The following is a 17830-nucleotide window of genomic DNA, read 5'->3' as shown; positions in this document are numbered from 1 at the left end:
TGCTCCTCACGCCAGCCTGTTCTGCACCAGGAACTCGGCGATCCGGGTCCCCGCGTCGCCGTCGTCGACGATCTTCACCCCGGCCGCACGGGCCGGCCGCTCGTTCACGGCGAGCACGACGGACCGCGGCGTGTCCGCTCCGGCGTCGACCCCGAGATCGGCGAGGCCGAGGGTCTCGAAGGGCTTCCGCTTGGCCGCCATGATCCCCGTGAAGTGGGGGAAGCGCGGGTCGGGGAGCCGCTCGGTGATCGACAGCACGGCGGGAAGCGGAGCGGAGAGCCGGAGGACGCCGCCGTCGCTCGCCCGCTCGCCGGAGACCGTGCCGTCCTCGATGCCCGCCGCGTCGAGGTTCGTGGCGTGCGGCACCCCCAGCCACTGCGCCACCATCGCCGGGACGACCCCGCCCGAGCCGTCGGTCGAGAGGTTCCCCGCGACCACCAGGTCGAAGCCGATCCGCTCGATCGCCCTGGCCAGCGCCTCGGCCGTGAGCGTCAGGTCGGCGCCGCGCATCCCGTCGTCTCGCACGTGGACCGCGCGGGACGCCCCCATCGCGAGCCCCTTCCGCAGCGTCGCCGGCACGGAGTCCGGCCCGGCCGACAGCAGCACGACCTCGGTTCCGGGGTGCTGCTCCGCGGAGGAGACGGCGAACTCGATCGCGCGCTCGCCGATCTCGTCGAGCACCCTCTCGCTCGCGTCGCGGTCCGCGAGACCGGTCTGCAGGTCGAGCGTGCGGCTCCCGTAGGTGTCGGGGACCTCCTTGACCAGGACGATGATCCTCATCGACGACTCCTCTCCTGCAACCCGAGGGCACGTGCCACGAGATTGCGCTGGATGTCGCCGGTGCCGCCGGCGATCACCCCCATGATCGAGGCGCGCAGGCCGTCCTCGAAGGAGCCGTCGCCGGCTGCGCCGTCGACGCCCCACTCGTACAGCGCGTCGGGACCGAGCAGGCCGATCGCGGCGGCGTTCAGATCCTCGGCGAGCTCGGTGGCCGCGATCTTCGCCATCGGCGCCTCGACGCGCGCGCCCTCCCCGCTCGTCAGGGCGCGGACGCCCCGGTTCACGAGCGCCCTCGCCGCCTGCAGCCTCACCGCGATCCGTCCGATCTCGCGACGCAGCTCCGGCCGGCGCGCGGGCAGCACCGACGCCGGGTCCGAGGAGACCAGGTCGACCAGCCGTTCGAACGCGCGGTGCGCGCGCATCACGCTCGCGCCGATCAGCACGCGCTCGGCGGCCAGCGCCTCGGTGAGCGCCGCCCACCCTGCGCCGACCTCGCCGACGACGCGGTCGTCGGGCACGAAGACGTCGTCCCAGAAGGTGGTGGCCGAGACGTCTCCGGCGAGCGAGGTGTGCGGGCTGGCCGTGATGCCCGGGGCGTCGGCGTCGACGAGGAAGAGCGTGATTCCCGCCTGCGGGGGCGTCGCGTCGGGGTCGGTGCGCGCGGCCAGGAGGACCCATCGCGAGTCCGGGAAGCACGTGCCCCACATCTTCTGGCCGTTGACGAGCCAGCCGCCGTCGACGCGATCGGCGCGTGTGCGCAGCGACGCGAGGTCCGACCCGGCTCCCGGCTCGGAGTACCCCAGGGCGATCGACAGGTCGCCCTTGCGCACCTCGTTCAGCACGAGCTCGCGCAGGGCGGGGCTTCCGACCCTGATGGCGACGGGCGCGATCGAGTTGATGCCCATCAGGATGTTGCCCAGGGGCGGATTCGCGTACGCGAGCGCCTCCGAGAAGGCGAGGACGTCGCCCACCGGCCAGCCGCCGCCTCCGGCCTCGCGGGGCCAGCCGACGCCGATCCATCCGCGGTCGCGGAGCACCGCGCGCGCCGCGTCGTCCCAGGTGTGCAGATGCGAGGGCGGGCCCGACGTCCACGGTGCGAACGCCTCGAGCACCTCGTCGCGCACCCGTCGGGCGGAGGGGCCGCGATCGTGCTGCGGCAGCGGGAGCCTCCGATCGATCAGGTGCTCCCCGACGCCCGCGTCGCGGCCGACCGCCGAGAGGGCGGCGAGGTCGGCGTGCACGCGGCGGAACAGCCACGGGCCCTCGCTCTCCTCGAAGTAGCCGGTGGCCGCGAGCGTGTGGTGCGCGCCGAACTGCAGACCCGGCAGGCGCTCGGCCGCGAACTCGATGTAGACCTCGGCCGCCAGCTGCCAGGCGGTGTCGCCCGCCGCCCGCAGCTCGAGCGCGTGCGCGAGGAGCTCCCGGGCCGCGGTGAGCCCGATCTCCGTGTCGACCAGGCGGTGCGACACGGCCTGGAACGCTCCGATGGGCCTCCCGAACTGCTCGCGCCGCTTCGCATGCTCGAGTGCCAGCTCGTGCGTGCGTCCGACCGCGGCGGCGGCTCGTGCGGCGAGACCGAGCCGGCGGAGGCGAAGCAGAGACGGATGCTCGGCGAGGGGGACGGTCCACGCGGGTCCTCCGGCCGGTCTGATCGCGGACCACGCCGGGACGGGCAGGCCGGGGAGCTCGGACACCTCGGCGCCCTCCAGGGCGAACCAGCCGAGCCGCCCGCCCGCCTCGTCGACCACGAGCAGATGCGTGGCGGCGGATGCCGCCTCGACATGCCGCGCGACGACGCCGCCCGGAGCCTCCAGCGTCGCGTGGGCGATCACCGGGCGCACGGTCGCGGCGGCGATCCCGGCGGACAGGCCGACCTCGCCGAGCGTCTCGACGACGTCGGCGACGAGCGCGACATCCGTCGCGGGGAACGGCGCGGCGAGGCGCCCGAGCTCCTCCTGCACGGCGAGCGCGGCGGGGAAGAGCTCGGGGGCGCCGAGCCCGGTCCAGCCCTGCCGGCCCGCGGCGAGCCAGAGCGCGGCGAGGTCGCCGTGCGCGGCGTGGGTCGCATCCGGCCACAGGTCCGCGCAGACCCGTCTCACGGACTCGCGCAGCGCGGCGGTCTCCTCGGCCTCCAGGCCGGGGCCGGCCGCCGTCGCGGATGCTGTCGTGTCGACCACGGTCACGCTCCTTCGGGTGCTGCGAGCACTGTATCAGTATCAAGCAGTAGAACGAAAGAACGTTATATATCAACCTTGGCTACTATTCGATCGTGACCTTCGAAGAGATCAGGGCGCGCCCCGGCGCTCTCGTCGTCAACCTGCTCGGCGACTTCAGCCGCTCCGGGGGGCGCGAGCTGCGGCTCAAGTCCCTGGTCGCCCTCGGCGAGGATCTCGGCGTTTCCGGCCCGACGATGCGCGTGACCCTCGCCCGCCTCCGCGAGCGCGGGTGGTTCGAGGTGCGCCGCGAGGGGCGCGAGTCGGTGTACCGCCTGAGCGCCGTGGGCGTGCTGGCCATCCACGAGGGGGCGCAGCGGATCCACAGCCCGGCGCCCGACGCGTGGGCGGGCGAGTGGTCGATGGTCGTCTCCTCGGTGCCGGAGGGCGACCGGCACACCAGGGACGAGCTGCGCAGGCAGCTCGTGTGGCACGGCTTCGGGCTCCTCGCGCCCGCGACGTGGATCCGCCCCCGTCCCGGGTTCGACGACATCCTCACCGCCACCGCGGAGCTGGCGGCGGCGACGCTGACCACCCTGACGACGCGGACCTCCGGGCTGGCGGCGGATCGGGCGCTGGCCGCGGCGTGCTGGGACCTGGGGCCGCTCGGACTCGACTACGAGGCGTATGTGCGGGAGCTGCGGGCGCGGATGCCGGCGTACCGGCAGGCGGCGCTGGACGGCCGGACGGCGCTCGTGGCGCGCATCGGCCTGGTCCACTCGTACCGCCGGCTCGCGTGGCGCGATCCCCGGTTCCCGGCGGACCTCCAGCCCGCGGGGTGGCAGGGCGACGAGGCGCGTCGGCTGTTCGGGCAGGCGCACGCGCTCCTGGCCGAGGGGTCGGCGGACTACTATCGGCTGGTCGCGGAGGTCGACGGGAAACCTGTATCAATAGATTGACGTCGAACGCATAAAGGTTATATGTTCTCCTCGGGGCTGCGACGAACGCCCGACGGAGGAGCAAGGATGCCCGCGTACGAATGCATCACGGTCGAGAACGAGAGCCGGGTCACGACCGTCACGCTGAACCGGCCCCGCAAGCGCAACGCGATGAGCCCGCAGCTCAACGACGAGATGCTCGACGCCCTGACCCGGCTGAGCTCGGATCCCGAGACCGACGTGCTGGTGCTCACCGGCGCGGGGGAGTCGTTCAGCGCGGGGATGGACCTCAAGGAGTACTTCCGCGAGACGGAGGACGACCCGGTGCTGTCGGAGCGCACCAAGTGGACGATGCGCGAGTGGTCGTACAGCCGCCTGCGCTTCTTCCCCCGCGTCACGATCGCCGCGGTGAACGGATGGTGTTTCGGTGGGGCGTTCATGCCGCTGATCTCGTGCGACCTGGCGATCGCCGCGGACGAGGCGCGGTTCGGCCTCTCCGAGGTCAACTGGGGCATCCTCCCCGGTGGCCTGGTCACTCGGGACATCGCCCTGAGCCTCGGCTACCGCGACGCGCTGTACTACGCGCTCACCGGCAAGACCTTCGGCGGCCAGCGTGCCAGGGAGATCGGCCTGGTGAACGAGTCGGTGCCGCGTGCCGAGCTCGACGATGCGGTGAGGGAGCTCACGACGACGCTCCTCGCGCTCAACCCGTACGCCCTCCGCGCGACGAAGGAGGCGCTCCGCCACTCCGCCACGATGGACTATGAGCAGGCGACGGACTACCTGGGAGCGAAGGCGGCGCAGCTCGCGCGGAGCGATCCCGAGCGCGGTCGCGCCCAGGGGCTGTCGCAGTTCCTGGACACCAAGGAGTTCAAGCCCGGCCTGGGCGCCTATCGCCGCGACGGCTCCGGCGCGTGATCCTCGCCCCCCTCGAAACGGAGTCGCCGTGCCCGAAGCCGTCATCGTCGCCGCTGCCCGCTCGCCCATCGGACGCGCGGGGAAGGGGTCCTTGCGCGATGTGCGGCCCGACGACCTCGCCGTCCAGATCCTCGAGGCGGCGCTTGCGCAGGTCCCCCAGCTCGACCCGCGCGACATCGAGGACCTCTTCCTCGGATGCGGCTCTCCCGCCGGCAGCTCCGGCTACAACCTCGCCCGGGTCGTGGCCGTGCTCGCGGGGCTCGACCGCCTCCCGGGAACCACCGTCAACCGGTACTGCGCGTCGAGTGTGCAGACGACCCGCATGGCGCTGCACGCCATCAGGGCGGGGGAGGGCGACGTGTTCGTCTCGGCCGGCGTCGAGACGGTGAGCCAGTACGCCGCGGGCAGGTCCGACGGCGGCCCCGGCACGAAGAACCCCCGGTTCGAGCGCGCCGAGACGCGCAGCGGCGAGGTCGCCGCCGGCCGCCGGCCCTGGACGGACCCGCGGCACGACGGCGAGCTCCCCGACGTCTACCTGCAGATGGGCCAGACCGCCGAGAACGTCGCCCGGCTCACCGGCGTCAGTCGGGAGGAGCAGGACGCCTTCGCCGTGCGCAGCCAGAACCGCGCGGAGGCGGCCGTCGCCGACGGCTTCTGGTCGCGGGAGATCACTCCGGTCACGCTCCCCGACGGCACCGTCGTCTCCCGCGACGACGGGCCTCGCGCCGGCGTGACCCTGGAGCGCGTCGCCGCCCTGGAGCCCGTGTTCCGGCCCGACGGCACGGTCACGGCAGCGAACTGCTGCGGCGTCAACGACGGCGCCGCGGCCTTGGTCGTCATGTCGGACGTCAAGGCCCGTCGGCTCGGCATCACCCCGCTCGCCCGCGTCGTCAGCACCGGGGTGAGCGCGCTGTCCCCGGAGACGATGGGGCTCGGCCCGGTCGAGGCGTCCCGTCGGGCGCTGGCGCTCGCCGGTCTCACGATCGACGACATCGACCTCGTGGAGATCAACGAGGCGTTCGCCGCCCAGGTGATCCCGTCGGCGCGCGAGCTCGGGATCGACGAGGACAGGCTCAACGTCCACGGCGGGGCGATCGCGGTCGGTCACCCGTTCGGCATGACCGGCGCCCGCATCACGACCACCCTTCTCAACTCGCTGCGCCACGACGACGGCCAGTTCGGCCTGGAGACCATGTGCGTGGCGGGCGGTCAGGGCATGGCGCTCGTCCTCGAACGCCTGAGCTGAGACCGCCCCCGGACACACGCAGCCCCACGATCGACAGGAGATCCGACATGAGCACTCCAGACGCGCGCATCGCCGTCGTCACCGGGGCGGCGCGCGGCATCGGCGCCGCCGTCGCACGGCGTCTCGCGGCAGACGGCTTCGGCGTCGCGGTCCTCGACCTCGACGAGCGAGGCGCCGGAGCGGTGGCGTCGGAGATCGGGCGCGCCGGCGGCCGAGCCGGCGCGTTCGGCGTCGACGTCACCGACGAGCACGCCGTCGAGGAGGTCGTCGAGCGGGTGGCCGATCGACTGGGGCCGCCGTCCGTGCTCGTGAACAACGCGGGGATCACCCGGGACAACCTGCTGTTCAAGCTCACCGTCGACGAGTGGGACTCGGTCCTCGACGTCCACCTGCGCGGCGCGTTCCTGCTGAGCCGCGCCGCCCAGCGGCACATGACCGCGGCCGGCTGGGGGCGGATCGTGAACATCTCCAGCACGGCGGCGCTGGGAAACCGCGGCCAGGCCAACTACTCGACCGCGAAGGCCGGGCTGCAGGGGCTCACCAAGACGCTCGCGATCGAGCTCGGCCGGTTCGGCATCACGGTCAACGCCATCGCCCCGGGGTTCATCCAGACCGACATGACCAGAGCCACGGCGGAGCGTCTGGGCATCTCCTTCGAGGAGTTCGCGAACGCCGTGGTGAAGAAGATCCCGGTCGGGCGCGCGGGCGATCCGGAGGACATCGCGCATCTGGCCTCCTTCCTCGTGAGCGAGGGAGCGGGGTACATCTCCGGTCAGGTCGTCTACGCCGCCGGCGGACCGGTCGACTGAGCCGATGGGCGAGGAGGGGCGCATGGTGAGGGTCATCGACGGACTCGACGAGCTGGACGGCGCGATCGGGACGCACCTCGGGTGGTCGGGGTGGTTCGAGGTGACGCAGGAGCGGATCGACGCGTTCGCCGAGCTGACGGGCGATCGGCAGTGGATCCACGTCGATCCCGAACGGGCGGCGCGCGGCCCGTTCGGGACGACCATCGCGCACGGCTACCTGGTCCTGGCGCTCGTCCCCTCCCTCTCGGCGCAGATCTACACCATCGCGGGGCTGCGGATGGTCGTGAACTACGGGGCCGGGAGGGTGCGCTTCCCGGCCCCGACGCCGGCGGGCTCGCGCGTCCGCGTGGGCGTCGAGCTCGTGTCGCTCACCGCGACCCCCCGCGGCCATCAGCTGGTCGAGCGGGTGACCGTCGAACGGGAGGGCGGCGGGAAGCCGGTGTGCGTGGCGGAGACCGTGGCGCTTCTCGTGCCGCGGCCGGAGACGAGCGATGAGGAGACGGCGCATGACTGACACCGCCGATGTCGTGGAGGATCTGCGAGAACGCGTCGCCGCGCTTCTCGAGCGCCACGACCCGTCCACGAGCGACAGGCGGGAGTTCCTGCGGGCGAGGTTCGACGCGGGCCTGGCATGGGTGTCCTATCCGCCGGGTCTCGGCGGGCTCGGGCTGCCGCGGGCGCTCCAGCCCGAGGTCGACCGACTGCTGTCGGCGGCCGGGGCGCCCGACAACGATCCGCGGGCCATCGGCATCGGGCTCGGCATGGCCGCGCCCACCGTCCTCGCCTTCGGGACGGAGGAGCAGAAGCGCCGGTTCCTCCGTCCGCTCTGGACCGGAGAGGAGGTGTGGTGCCAGCTCTTCAGCGAGCCGGGTGCGGGATCGGACCTCGCAGCGCTGGGGACGCGCGCCGTGCGGGACGGCGGCGACTGGATCGTCAGCGGCCAGAAGGTGTGGACCTCGATGGCGCACCGGGCGGACTGGGCGATCCTGCTCGCGCGCACCGACGCCACGGTGCCCAAGCACGCGGGGATCACGTACTTCCTCTGCGACATGCGTGCGCCGGGCGTCGAGGTGCGGCCGCTGCGTCAGATCACGGGCGAGGCGGAGTTCAACGAGGTCTTCCTGACGGACGTCCGGATCGCCGACGCGTTCCGTCTCGGCGGCGAGGGCGAGGGATGGCGGATCGCGGGCACGACCCTGAACAACGAGCGCGTGTCGCTCGGCGGAGCCGCCGTCGTCCGGGAGTCCGGCGTCGTCGGAGTGGTCAGCAGGAACTGGCGGGAGCATCCCGAGCGCCGCACCCCCGAGCTGCACGACCGGCTGCTCTCGCTCTGGGTGGGCGCCGAGGTCGCCCGTCTCACGGGCGAACGCCTCCGTCAGAAGCTCGAGGCCGGACAGCCGGGCCCCGAGGGAGCGGCGCTGAAGCTCGCGACGGGGCGGCTCAACCAGCAGCTCAGCGGTCTCGAGCTCGAGCTGTGCGGCGAGGAGGGACTGCGCTATCCGGACTGGAGCATGACGCGCCCCGACCGCGTCGAGACGACGGGCGGAAGCCCCGGCTACCGCTATCTGCGCATCAAGGGCAGGACCATCGAGGGAGGGACCTCGGAGGTGCTGCGGAACATCGTCGCCGAGCGCATCCTCGGCCTGCCCCCCGAGCCGCGCGCCGACAAGGACGTCCCCTGGAAGGATCTCCCGCGATGACCGAGCTGAACCTCCTGTACTCCGAGCTCGAGGACGATCTGCGCGCGAGCGTCAGGGACGTGCTGACCGACCGGTGCGATCCGCGGGACGTGATCCCGGTCTACGACGGCGACCGCTCTCTCGCCGTCCCGCTGTGGTCGTCGCTCTCGCAGGAGATGGGGCTCGGCGGTCTGCTCGTCCCGGAGGACCGGGGAGGGGCGGGCGCGTCGGCTCGCGAGGCGGCCGTGGTGCTCGAGGAGCTCGGCAGGGCCGCGGCGCCGGTGCCGTTCCTGACGAGCGGCGTCATCGCGACCGCCGCGCTGCTGCAGGGCGACGGGCCGGCGGCGGACGACCTGCTCGCCTCGCTCGCGGCGGGCGCCTCGACCGCGGCGCTGCTCGTGCCGTTCTCGACGGCGCCCGGCATCGCGACGACGATCGGCCGGGTGGACCCCGACGGCGGCGTCGGCATCGACGTCACGAGCGTGGCGGGTGCGATCGAGGCCGACGTGCTCCTCGTCCCGGTGGCTCTCGCCGACGGGGTCGCCCTCTACGCGGTCCCGGCGCACGAGGCGTCCGTCGAGGCCGTGACCTCTCTCGACATGACCCGTCCGCTCGCCGATGTGCGCGTCGTCGGCGCGCGGGGGCGCCCGGTGGTCTCGCCGGGGGCCGGCGAGACGGCCATCCGTCGCGCGCTGCTCACGGGCGCGGCCCTGCTCGCTTCCGAGCAGCTGGGCGTGGCGCAATGGTCGTTGGCGACGACGATCGAGCATCTGAAGGCGCGCCGGCAGTTCGGCAGGGTCCTCGGCGGCTATCAGGCCCTCAAGCACCGGCTCGCCGACCTCTACGTGTCGATCGAGTCGGCGGCGGCCGCGGCCAGGTACGCCGCCGCCGCGTTCGCCGACGACGATCCGGACCGGGAGGTGGCCGCCGCCGTCGCCCAGGCATGGTGCTCCGACGTCGCGGTGCAGGCCGCGGAGGAGGCGATCCAGCTGCTGGGCGGCATCGGGATGACGTGGGAGCATCCGGCCCATCTGTTCCTGAAGCGCGCGAAGGCCGACCAGATCGCGCTCGGCACGCCCGGCTTCCACCGTTCCGCGCTGGCCGACCTCGTCGACCTGCGCTGAACGGGCCGTCCCCGCCGCGGGCGCGTCGCGGCGGGGCCCGCGCTAGCGCGCCGCCTGCACGGAGAGCCGGCCGGCCTCGCGGTCTCGGCGTATCCGGTCCTTGAGCACCTTGCCGAGCGAGTTCCGCGGCAGGCTCCCGACGATCGCGACCTGATGAGGCCGCTTGTAGCGGGCCAGTCGCGGGGCGAGCCAGCCGGTGAGCTCGTCCGTCGTCGGCGGCTCCCCGGGGTCCTGCGGGACGATCACCGCGAGCGGGGTCTCGCCCCACTTCTCGTGCGGCACGCCGACGACCGCGACCTCCCGCACCTTCGGATGGCCCGCGAGCACGTTCTCCACCTCGGCGCAGTAGATGTTCTCGCCGCCTGAGATGATCATGTCCTTCTTGCGGTCCACGATGTAGAGATAGCCCTCCTCGTCGCGGCGGACGAGGTCTCCCGAGTGGAACCAGCCGCCCCGGAACGCCTCCGCGGTCGCCTCGGGCTTGTTCCAGTACTCCTTCATGACCATGGGCGTGCGGTACACGATCTCGCCGACCTCGCCGGCGGCGACGTCGTTCAGGTCGTCGTCGACGACGCGCACCTCGACGTTGAGGGTCGGCAGCCCGATGGAGCCGATCTTGCGCACCTGATCGGCTCCCTGCAGCATCGCGGTGATCGGGCCGCACTCGGTCTGGCCGAAGACGCTCACGACCGGGGCCTGCGGGAACGTGGCATTCAGGAGCTCGAGCAGCGCGATGGTCGCCGGCGCCCCGCCCCACGCGATGCGGCGCAGCGACGAGAGGTCGCGCCGCTCGATGCCGGGCACCTCGCACACGGCCTGCCACTGCGTCGGCACCAGGAACAGCGACGAGATGCGCTCGCGCTCCACCAGGTCGAGCAGCGCCGCCGGATCGAACGCGCCGAAGGGCTGCACGATCGTGCGACCGCCGAGCATGAGCGGCTTGAGCAGGCCCGCCATGGCGGCGACGTGGAACAGCGGCGCCGCCACGAGGTTCACGCGGTCGAGCATGGGCGCGTCGGAGTGCGCGATGGTGTTGACGCTGTGCAGCAGCAGATGGTTGTGGGTGAGCACGGCGCCCTTCGGACGCCCGGTGGTGCCCGACGTGTACATGATGAAGGCCGGCTCGGCGAGCTCCACGCGGTGCTCGCGGAACGACGGCTCGGCCTGGGCGAGCACCCCCTCGTACTCCTCGGCGTCCCCCCGCGGCTCGCCGCCGAAGACGAGCAGGGAGCCCGTCTCGCCCGCGAGGCTGCGCGCCTCCGTCACGACGTCGAGGAACCGCGCCTGGACGACGGCCGCGGCGGCCCCGCTGTCCTCGAGGATGTAGGCGATCTCGTGGGCGACGAGCCGGAAGTTGACCGGCACGCAGATCGCGCCGAGCCGGACGACCGCGAAGTAGGCCTCGATGACCTCGAGGGTGTTGAATCCCAGCACGACGACGCGGTCGCCGTGGCCGACGCCGCGCTCGCGCAGCGCGTTCGCCAGGCGGCTGACCCGTTCGTCGACCTCGCGATAGCTTCGGCGCGTGGCGTCGTAGACGAACGCGATGCGCCCGCCGTCGACGCGCGCCTGACGTGCGAGCTGGTCCGACATCGTCATCCCCCGGCCGACGATGTCCGCATCCGCGGAACGGACCTCGGCGGTGTGGACGGCACTGCTCATCGCGTCTCCTCATCGAGTACGGGGGATCGGGCGCGCGCACGGCGCCGCGGAACCTGCGTGCCACGCTAATCGGGCGGACGGCGGCGCGGCACGATCCCGTGCCGGAAAAACGCGGTCCTCGCTCAGACAGCGTGTGCGAACACGACCGTGGACGGGGCACCGTGCGACCCGGGGCGGTCCGGGCGGCACGCTAGTACGTGGCCCGCCCGCCCGACAGGTCGAACACGGCTCCCGTGGAGAAGCTGACCGCGTCGCTCGCGAGGAAGGCGATCATCTCGGCGACCTCGGAGGGCTCGCCCACGCGTCCCATGGGGATGCGCGCGAGCAGCGACTCGAGCATCTCGCGTCGGAAGGTCGGCCGGCTGAGCATCTCCGACCGGATGAGCGCCGGTGCGACGGCGTTGACGATGACGCCGGTCTGGGCGAGCTCCTTGCCCAGCGTCTTGGTGAGCGCGATGACCCCGGCCTTCGCCGCCGCATACCCCCCGGCCAGGGCGAGGCCCTCCATCCCCGAGGCCGACGCGACGTTCACGATCCGGCCCCAGCCCCGGGCGATGAGCGCGGGGATCGCGGCCCGGCAGAAGAGGAACTGCCCGGTCAGGTTGACCTCGATGTCACGCCGCCAGTTCTCCAGCTCGGTGTCGGCGATCGCCGCCTGGACGGTGCCCTTGCCGGCGTTGTTGACGAGGATGTCGAGGCCGCCCGTGAGACCGACCGCGGCGTCGACCGCGGCGACGGAGAGGGCGGGGTCCGAGACGTCGCCCGCGAGCGACGTGGCGGGCAGCCCGCTGTCCCTCACGCGACTCGCGACGGCCGCGGCGCCGTCGGCGTCCAGGTCGACCGCCACGACGGCGATCCCGAGCGAGGCGAGCTTGTCGACGACGGCCGAGCCGATGCCGTTCGCGGCGCCGGTCACGATCGCGGTGCGGATGCTGTCGGTCATGGAGTCCTCCGTCGGATCTCGGGTTCTCAGGGGGCGTTCGTCTTGTGCGCGAGGTCAGGCGAAGCACGCCCGCATCTGCTTCTCGGTCGCGAGCAGCAGTCGCGCCAGGGGCTCGATCCGCTCCGCGGGCAGGCGCGGGGAGACCCCCGAGATCGCGATGGCGGCGTAGGGGGCGCCCCGGCCGGCGCGAATGGGGGTGGAGAGGCCCGCGACGCCCGGCAGCACGAGGTCGGGGGCGCTGCAGTAGCCGCGGGTGGCGATCTGGCTCATGAGGTCCGCGATCGTGGCGCGGACGGCGTCGGCGGCGTCGGCGTCGAGGCCGTCGAGGCGGGCGGCGATCGCCCGGGCGCGCTGCTCCGCCTCCACGAACGGAAGGAGCGCGACGCCCGTGTAGCTGTTGGCGAGCCCGCGGTTGGTCCCGACGGGGATGCGGGTCTGGAGCGGGTAGTCGCCCTCGGCGCGGACGACGTAGTTCACGCCGTCGAACTGGCGCACGGCGACGTAGACGGTGTCGCCGCAGCGGTCCGCGAGCGAGCGGGCGAGCGCGCGCAGCGTGGTGATGTCGACGATGGGCGCGGGTGCGCTCAGGGCGAGCTCGAACACGGCGTGTCCGAGCGCATACGTCCCCGACTCGGCCTTCGTCACGAACCCGGAGTCCGCGAGCTCCTTCAGGATGCGGAAGACCGTCGGGCGCGGGATCTGGGTGGCGCGGGCGGCGTCGACCAGCCGGATGCCGCTCTCGCCGCGCTGCGCGAGCGCGGCGAGGATCCTGAGGACCTTCCGGGTCAGCTCCGACGACGCTTCAGCGGGCATGTCCGGGCCTCGTCATCGGGCGAGCTCCGCGCGTCGCGCGTCGGCGATGAACTTCGCTCCCCCGTGCGAGGTGATCCCTCCGTCGACCGGGATCTCGGCGCCGGTGATGAACGACGAGTCGTCGCTGAGCAGGAAGATCACGATCGGCACGACGTCGTCCGGCGTGCCCACCCGCCCCAGGGGGGATGCCGTCACGTTCGCGGCGCGGAACGCCGGGCCGGCGTGCTCGGTCAGCGGGGTGTCGATGAAGCCCGGATGGATCGCGTTGACGCGGATCCCGCTGGGGCCGAGCTCCAGCGCCGTCCCCCGGGTCAGCCCGCGCAGCGCCCACTTGGTGGTCCCGTAGGAGACGGACGAGTGCGCGGTGAGCCCCGCCGTGGAGCCGACGTTGACGATGGATCCGCCCGGCGGCATGAGGGGGACCAGCGCGCGCATCGCGAGCATGGGACCCCTCAGGTTCGTGCGCTCGACGTCGTCGAAGTCGCTCCATGCGGTGTCCATCACGCCGCCCCTGCGGACGATGCCGGCGTTGTTGACCAGGCCGTCCACACGGCCATGACTCGTCTGCGCGAAGGCCGCGAGCGTCTCCCAGCCCGCCTCGTCGGCGACGTCCAGCTGCCACGGCACCACGGTGCCGGCGCCGAGGTCGTCTCGCGTCGCGAGCGCGCGCAGACGCTCGTCGTCCCTTGCGACGGCGATGACCGTGGCTCCGGCTCGCGAGAGCCCGATGGCCTCGGCGGCGCCCTGGCCGCCGCTCGCGCCGGTCACCACGACCACCTTGTCTTCCACCTCGAACACGGGCGGTCCTCTCGAACGGGAGGGCGCGGCCGGCTCCCCGGCGCTTCCGGCGCGCGTCCCTCGGGGGATCCCCACCGCTGTGTGAAGGATCTCCGTGAATGGTTCGGTGAGTGGACGATCCGAGTCGATCGGCGTCCTCAGCGTTCGCCGGAGGTGCCCTCCAGCAAATCCCTCGCGACCCCGCTTGTCAAGGACGGCGGGCGAGCGACGAGACGGGAGGGAGCTCCCGCGGTCGCCGCGTTCCCACCGCCCGAGCGACCGCTCAGCGGCCGAGAGCCGCCACGATGGAGTCGCCGATCTCGGAGGTCGTGCGCGCCGGGAGGCCGCCGCGGGAGGCGATGTCGGCCTCGACGGCGCGAGCGACGCGCGAGGCCTCGTCGTCCAGGCCGAGGTGCTGCAGGAGGAGCGCCACCGACAGGATGGCGGCCGTCGGGTCGGCGAGCCGCCTCCCCGCGATGTCGGGCGCGGAGCCGTGGACCGGCTCGAACATCGAGGGGAAGGCGCCGTCGGGATGGATGTTCCCGGACGCGGCGAGCCCGATGCCCCCGGTGATCGCGCCGGCCAGGTCCGTGAGGATGTCGCCGAACAGGTTGTCGGTGACGATCACGTCGAAGCGCGCGGGGTCGGCCACGAGGTGGATGGTCGCCGCGTCGACGTGCAGGTAGTCCACGACGACGTCCGGGTACTCCTTCGCCACGTCGCCCACGACGCGCTGCCACAGCGCGCCGGCGAAGACGATGACGTTGGTCTTGCCGACCCACGTCAGCCGCTTGCGCCGCTTCGCGGCGAGCGCGAACGCGTACCGCACGACGCGCTCCACGCCGAAGGCGGTGTTCACCGAGACCTCGGTCGCGATCTCGTGCGCCGTCCCGGTGCGCAGAGACCCGCCGCTGCCGGAGTACGCGCCCTCCGTGCCCTCGCGCACCACGACGAAGTCGACGTCCCCGGCATCGGCCAGCGGCCCGGGAACGCCCGGGTAGATCCTCGCGGGGCGGAGGTTGACGTACTGGTCCAGGTCGAACCGCAGCTGCAGCAGCAGTTCGCGCTCGATGCTGACATCGCTCAGCCGGGGGTCGCCGGGGACCCCGCCGACCGCTCCGAGCAGGATCGCGTCGTGGCCGCGGATGGCCGCGAGGTCCTCGTCGGTGAGGATGTCGCCGGTCTCGAGATACCGCGCGGCGCCGAGCGAGAAGACCGTCTTGTCGAAGACCACCCCCTCCGCGCCGCTCGCGGCGTCCAGCACCTTGACCGCTTCGGCGATCACCTCGGGGCCGATCCCGTCGCCGGGGATCACGGCCAGTCTCACGACACGCGACATGCTGCTCCTTTGCTCGATCATGTGCCCGGCACGTGGGCGGGATGCCGACAGCGATGCTAGCCCCGCACCCGTTCATCGACCGAGCGGAGAGAGAAACAGTCCACTCAATGGACACAAGGTTTGACAGCGGCCCGGCGCGGGTAAAGCATGAGAGCCGCAGAGAACAGCGACCTGGCGACCGGCTCGAGAGGCGCCCAGGCGGCTCTGCTCGCAGATCCGAAAGTCATTAGTCCACTCGATGGACGCCTCGCATGCAAGGGAGCACGCGGATGCCCGTACACCTGACGACCGAGGTCGAGGAGGGCGCGGTCAGCGTCGACGGCGCCGAGGTCCGGTACTACGTGTCGGGTCGGCCGCACCCCACGCGTCCGCCGCTCGTTCTCGTGCACGGCACCGGCGGCTCGACCGCGACCCACTTCGCCATGCTGTTCCCCATGGTCGCGACGCGACAGCAGGTCGTGTCGCTCGACCTGGCCGAGCCGGCGGGCGTGAGCGCGCTGACCCTCGAGCACCTCGAACGGCAGGTGGGCGCGGTCGTCGACGAGGCGCTCCCCGAGGGCCCGATCTCGCTGCTGGGCTACTCCCTGGGCTCCGTCGTCGCGGCCTCCTACGCCGCCCACCACGCGGACCGCGTCGAGAACCTCGTGCTCGTCGCCGGATGGATCAAGACCGACCACCAGCAGCGCCTGCGCAACGACCTCTACCAGTTCCTCCGGAAGGCCGGCGACCCCGATGCGTTCCGGGCCTACTCGAGGCTGTTCGCCTTCGGGGTGCCGTTCCTCGCGAAGCGTTCGCCGGAGGACATGGACGTCGTCGCCCCGCCGGGGCGCCCCAGCACGTTCGGCGCCCTGCAGATGGACCTCAACCGGACCATCGACATCTCCGACCGCGTGGCGGACATCGCGGCCACGACGCTCGTCGTCGGGGGCACGCACGACCTGATGGTGCCGCGCCATCACAGCCTCGCCCTCTTCGGGGCCATCGACGACGCCCGGTACGCCGAGATCGGCTCCGGGCACTCCGTGTTCGTCGAGCGCCCGGCCGAGCTGCTGAGCATCGCGGAGAACTTCCTGTCCCATCCACGACGGCACCCTGCCGGCACCGTCATCCCGCCGGCTCAGCCGTAGCGGGAGAACCCGATCCGGAGGAGGAGAGATGTCCATCACCGCGAACACGCTCGTCACGACCGAGGTGCTCATCGTCGGCGCCGGCTTCGCCGGGCTCGGCCTGGGGATCAGGCTCAAGCGCGAGGGCACGGACGACTTCGTCATCGTCGAGCGGGCCGACGACGTCGGCGGCGCCTGGCGGGACAACACCTATCCCGGGGTCGCGTGCGACGTCCCGTCGCAGGTGTACTCGTTCTCCTTCCGCCTGAACCCGCACTGGTCGCGGGTGAGGGCGCCGGGGAGGGAGATCCAGGAGTACCTCCGCGCGTCGGCGCGGGAGGAGGGGCTCCTCGACCACATCCGCTTCGGCGAGCCGATGGAGCGCGCCACGTGGGACGGCGAGGCGGGCCGCTGGACCGTCGAGACGCCGCACGCCACCTACTCCGCGCAGTTCCTGGTGACCGCATGCGGGCACCTCGCGGACGAGCGTCTGCCCGACATCCCCGGCAGGGACACCTTCGCCGGCGAGTTCTTCCACTCGGCGCGGTGGAACCACGACGTCCCGCTGGAGGGCAAGCGCATCGCCCTCGTCGGCTCGGGGGCGTCGGGGGTCCAGCTGCTTCCCGAGCTCGCCGCCGTCGCGTCCGAGGTCGTGGTCTTCCAGCGCAGCCCCGCCTACATCATCCCGGCGCCGAACCCCGAGTACAGCCCGGCCCAGCAGCGCCTGTTCGAGCGCAGCCCCGACACGCTGCGAGCCCTGCGCGCCGAGACCTTCTGGACCGCCGAGGCGAACTTCGCCGCCCGCCGCGGCGTCCCGAAGTACCTCGAGGCGGCGCGGAGGATCCCCCTCGACCACCTGGAGCGCAGCGTCGGCGACCCCGTCCTGCGCGCGAAGCTGACGCCCGACTACGAGCTCGGCTGCAAGCGCCTGCTCGGCTCGGACCTCTACTACCCGACCCTGCAGCAGGACCACGTGACGCTGGAGGCGTCCGCGCTCGCGCGCATCGACGGCAGCCGGGCGATCAGCGCCGCGGGCAACGCGTTCGACGTCGACGTCATCGTCTTCGCCACCGGGTTCGAGGCGACGGAGCCGCTGTTCGCCGACATCGTCCACGGACGCGAGGGAGTCACGCTCGCCGACGCCTGGAGCGACGGCATGACGGCCTACGCCTCGAACACGACCCACGGCTTCCCGAACCTGTTCATCATGAACGGCCCCAACACCAGCAGCGGGCACAACTCCGCGATCTACATCCTCGAGGCGCAGATGGACTACATCCTCGGCGCGCTCCGGTTCTCGCACGAGGCCGACGCCCCGGTGCTCGAGGTGACCGAGGAGGCGGAGGAGGAGTACGTCGCCCGGGTGCGGGAGCTCAGCGAGGGCACGGTCTGGCTCGACGGCGGATGCCGCAACTGGTACGTCGATCCGCGCAGCGGTGCGCTGACCCTGATCTGGCCGGACTTCATGCACGCCTTCCGGGAGACGAACGCCACCTTCGAGCCGGACGTGTACACGGTCCGCCAACCGGTCGCGGTCGGCTGA

The 17830-nt window shown here is 72.5% G+C and carries 16 protein-coding genes; 9 read left to right on the top strand and 7 right to left on the bottom strand.

Annotated elements, in window-relative coordinates; translation table 11 throughout:
• Positions 1 to 6 precede the first annotated feature (6 nt).
• Positions 7 to 780 (bottom strand): electron transfer flavoprotein subunit beta/FixA family protein, encoded by a 774-nt coding sequence (locus N8K70_RS15890; RefSeq protein ID WP_317139325.1) that lies wholly within the window; start codon positions 778 to 780, stop codon positions 7 to 9.
• Entirely contained in the window at positions 777 to 2957 is a 2181-nt protein-coding gene (locus N8K70_RS15885; RefSeq protein WP_317139324.1) for an acyl-CoA dehydrogenase family protein, read from the bottom strand. Before N8K70_RS15885 ends, N8K70_RS15890 begins: the two co-directional genes overlap by 4 nt.
• A 92-nt stretch (positions 2958 to 3049) precedes the next feature.
• Here N8K70_RS15885 and N8K70_RS15880 point away from each other — a divergent pair, with 92 nt between their 5' ends.
• From N8K70_RS15880 to N8K70_RS15850, 7 genes are all read left to right on the top strand, one after another.
• Positions 3050 to 3892 (top strand): PaaX family transcriptional regulator, encoded by an 843-nt coding sequence (locus tag N8K70_RS15880; RefSeq protein ID WP_317139323.1) that lies wholly within the window; start codon positions 3050 to 3052, stop codon positions 3890 to 3892.
• Between the two features lie 66 nt (positions 3893 to 3958).
• A complete protein-coding gene (locus tag N8K70_RS15875) occupies positions 3959 to 4789 on the top strand; it encodes a p-hydroxycinnamoyl CoA hydratase/lyase (RefSeq protein ID WP_317139322.1) in 831 nt (276 codons plus the stop codon).
• A 28-nt stretch (positions 4790 to 4817) separates the two neighbouring features.
• Positions 4818 to 6035 (top strand): acetyl-CoA C-acetyltransferase, encoded by a 1218-nt coding sequence (locus N8K70_RS15870; RefSeq protein WP_317139321.1) that lies wholly within the window; start codon positions 4818 to 4820, stop codon positions 6033 to 6035.
• 47 nt (positions 6036 to 6082) lie between these two features.
• Positions 6083 to 6844, top strand: coding sequence for an SDR family oxidoreductase (locus N8K70_RS15865; RefSeq protein ID WP_317139320.1), 762 nt, complete (start codon positions 6083 to 6085; stop codon positions 6842 to 6844).
• A 22-nt stretch (positions 6845 to 6866) separates the two neighbouring features.
• A complete protein-coding gene (locus N8K70_RS15860) occupies positions 6867 to 7358 on the top strand; it encodes a MaoC family dehydratase (protein WP_317139319.1) in 492 nt (163 codons plus the stop codon).
• Positions 7351 to 8544 carry an acyl-CoA dehydrogenase family protein gene (locus N8K70_RS15855; protein WP_317139318.1) on the top strand — a complete coding sequence of 398 codons (1194 nt, stop codon included), beginning with the start codon at positions 7351 to 7353 and terminating at the stop codon, positions 8542 to 8544. The genes N8K70_RS15860 and N8K70_RS15855 overlap by 8 nt, the downstream gene beginning before the upstream one ends.
• Positions 8541 to 9647: an acyl-CoA dehydrogenase family protein gene (locus N8K70_RS15850; RefSeq protein WP_317139317.1), complete on the top strand. Its 1107-nt coding sequence runs from the start codon at positions 8541 to 8543 to the stop codon at positions 9645 to 9647. The genes N8K70_RS15855 and N8K70_RS15850 overlap by 4 nt, the downstream gene beginning before the upstream one ends.
• 42 nt (positions 9648 to 9689) lie before the next feature.
• Here N8K70_RS15850 and N8K70_RS15845 read toward each other — a convergent pair whose 3' ends face one another.
• The 5 genes from N8K70_RS15845 to N8K70_RS15825 all read right to left on the bottom strand — a co-directional run bounded on the left by N8K70_RS15845 (position 9690) and on the right by N8K70_RS15825 (position 15181).
• Positions 9690 to 11309: a long-chain-fatty-acid--CoA ligase gene (locus N8K70_RS15845; RefSeq protein WP_317139316.1), complete on the bottom strand. Its 1620-nt coding sequence runs from the start codon at positions 11307 to 11309 to the stop codon at positions 9690 to 9692.
• Positions 11310 to 11499: 190 nt separating this feature from the next.
• Complete coding sequence (locus tag N8K70_RS15840; protein ID WP_317139315.1) at positions 11500 to 12252, bottom strand: SDR family NAD(P)-dependent oxidoreductase; 753 nt, start codon at positions 12250 to 12252, stop codon at positions 11500 to 11502.
• 54 nt (positions 12253 to 12306) lie between these two features.
• Entirely contained in the window at positions 12307 to 13065 is a 759-nt protein-coding gene (locus N8K70_RS15835; RefSeq protein ID WP_317139314.1) for an IclR family transcriptional regulator, read from the bottom strand.
• A gap of 12 nt (positions 13066 to 13077) precedes the next feature.
• Entirely contained in the window at positions 13078 to 13863 is a 786-nt protein-coding gene (locus tag N8K70_RS15830) for an SDR family NAD(P)-dependent oxidoreductase (RefSeq protein ID WP_317139313.1), read from the bottom strand.
• Between the two features lie 262 nt (positions 13864 to 14125).
• Positions 14126 to 15181, bottom strand: coding sequence for a 3-isopropylmalate dehydrogenase (locus tag N8K70_RS15825; protein ID WP_317139312.1), 1056 nt, complete (start codon positions 15179 to 15181; stop codon positions 14126 to 14128).
• A 269-nt stretch (positions 15182 to 15450) separates the two neighbouring features.
• On the opposite strand from N8K70_RS15825, the gene N8K70_RS15820 reads away from it, so the two are divergent.
• Together N8K70_RS15820 and N8K70_RS15815 are read left to right on the top strand one after the other, a co-directional pair.
• A complete protein-coding gene (locus N8K70_RS15820; RefSeq protein ID WP_317139311.1) occupies positions 15451 to 16308 on the top strand; it encodes an alpha/beta fold hydrolase in 858 nt (285 codons plus the stop codon).
• Between the two features lie 28 nt (positions 16309 to 16336).
• The gene (locus N8K70_RS15815) at positions 16337 to 17830 is read left to right on the top strand and encodes a flavin-containing monooxygenase (RefSeq protein ID WP_317139310.1); all 1494 of its coding nucleotides are present in this window, start codon (positions 16337 to 16339) and stop codon (positions 17828 to 17830) included.

Origin of the sequence: Microbacterium sp. AB (genome assembly GCF_032878875.1) — a bacterium.
Classification (GTDB): domain Bacteria; phylum Actinomycetota; class Actinomycetes; order Actinomycetales; family Microbacteriaceae; genus Microbacterium; species Microbacterium betulae.
This window is presented reverse-complemented; position numbering and strand designations above follow the sequence as displayed.

Coding starts and splice junctions, on each gene's coding strand:
- N8K70_RS15875 (WP_317139322.1), top strand. CDS start 3,959: ATGCCCGCGTACGAATGCATCACGGTCGAGAACGAGAGCCGGGTCACG.
- N8K70_RS15825 (WP_317139312.1), bottom strand. CDS start 15,181: ATGTCGCGTGTCGTGAGACTGGCCGTGATCCCCGGCGACGGGATCGGC.
- N8K70_RS15845 (WP_317139316.1), bottom strand. CDS start 11,309: ATGAGCAGTGCCGTCCACACCGCCGAGGTCCGTTCCGCGGATGCGGAC.
- N8K70_RS15860 (WP_317139319.1), top strand. CDS start 6,867: ATGGTGAGGGTCATCGACGGACTCGACGAGCTGGACGGCGCGATCGGG.
- N8K70_RS15865 (WP_317139320.1), top strand. CDS start 6,083: ATGAGCACTCCAGACGCGCGCATCGCCGTCGTCACCGGGGCGGCGCGC.
- N8K70_RS15850 (WP_317139317.1), top strand. CDS start 8,541: ATGACCGAGCTGAACCTCCTGTACTCCGAGCTCGAGGACGATCTGCGC.
- N8K70_RS15820 (WP_317139311.1), top strand. CDS start 15,451: ATGCCCGTACACCTGACGACCGAGGTCGAGGAGGGCGCGGTCAGCGTC.
- N8K70_RS15840 (WP_317139315.1), bottom strand. CDS start 12,252: ATGACCGACAGCATCCGCACCGCGATCGTGACCGGCGCCGCGAACGGC.
- N8K70_RS15835 (WP_317139314.1), bottom strand. CDS start 13,065: ATGCCCGCTGAAGCGTCGTCGGAGCTGACCCGGAAGGTCCTCAGGATC.
- N8K70_RS15890 (WP_317139325.1), bottom strand. CDS start 780: ATGAGGATCATCGTCCTGGTCAAGGAGGTCCCCGACACCTACGGGAGC.
- N8K70_RS15815 (WP_317139310.1), top strand. CDS start 16,337: ATGTCCATCACCGCGAACACGCTCGTCACGACCGAGGTGCTCATCGTC.
- N8K70_RS15855 (WP_317139318.1), top strand. CDS start 7,351: ATGACTGACACCGCCGATGTCGTGGAGGATCTGCGAGAACGCGTCGCC.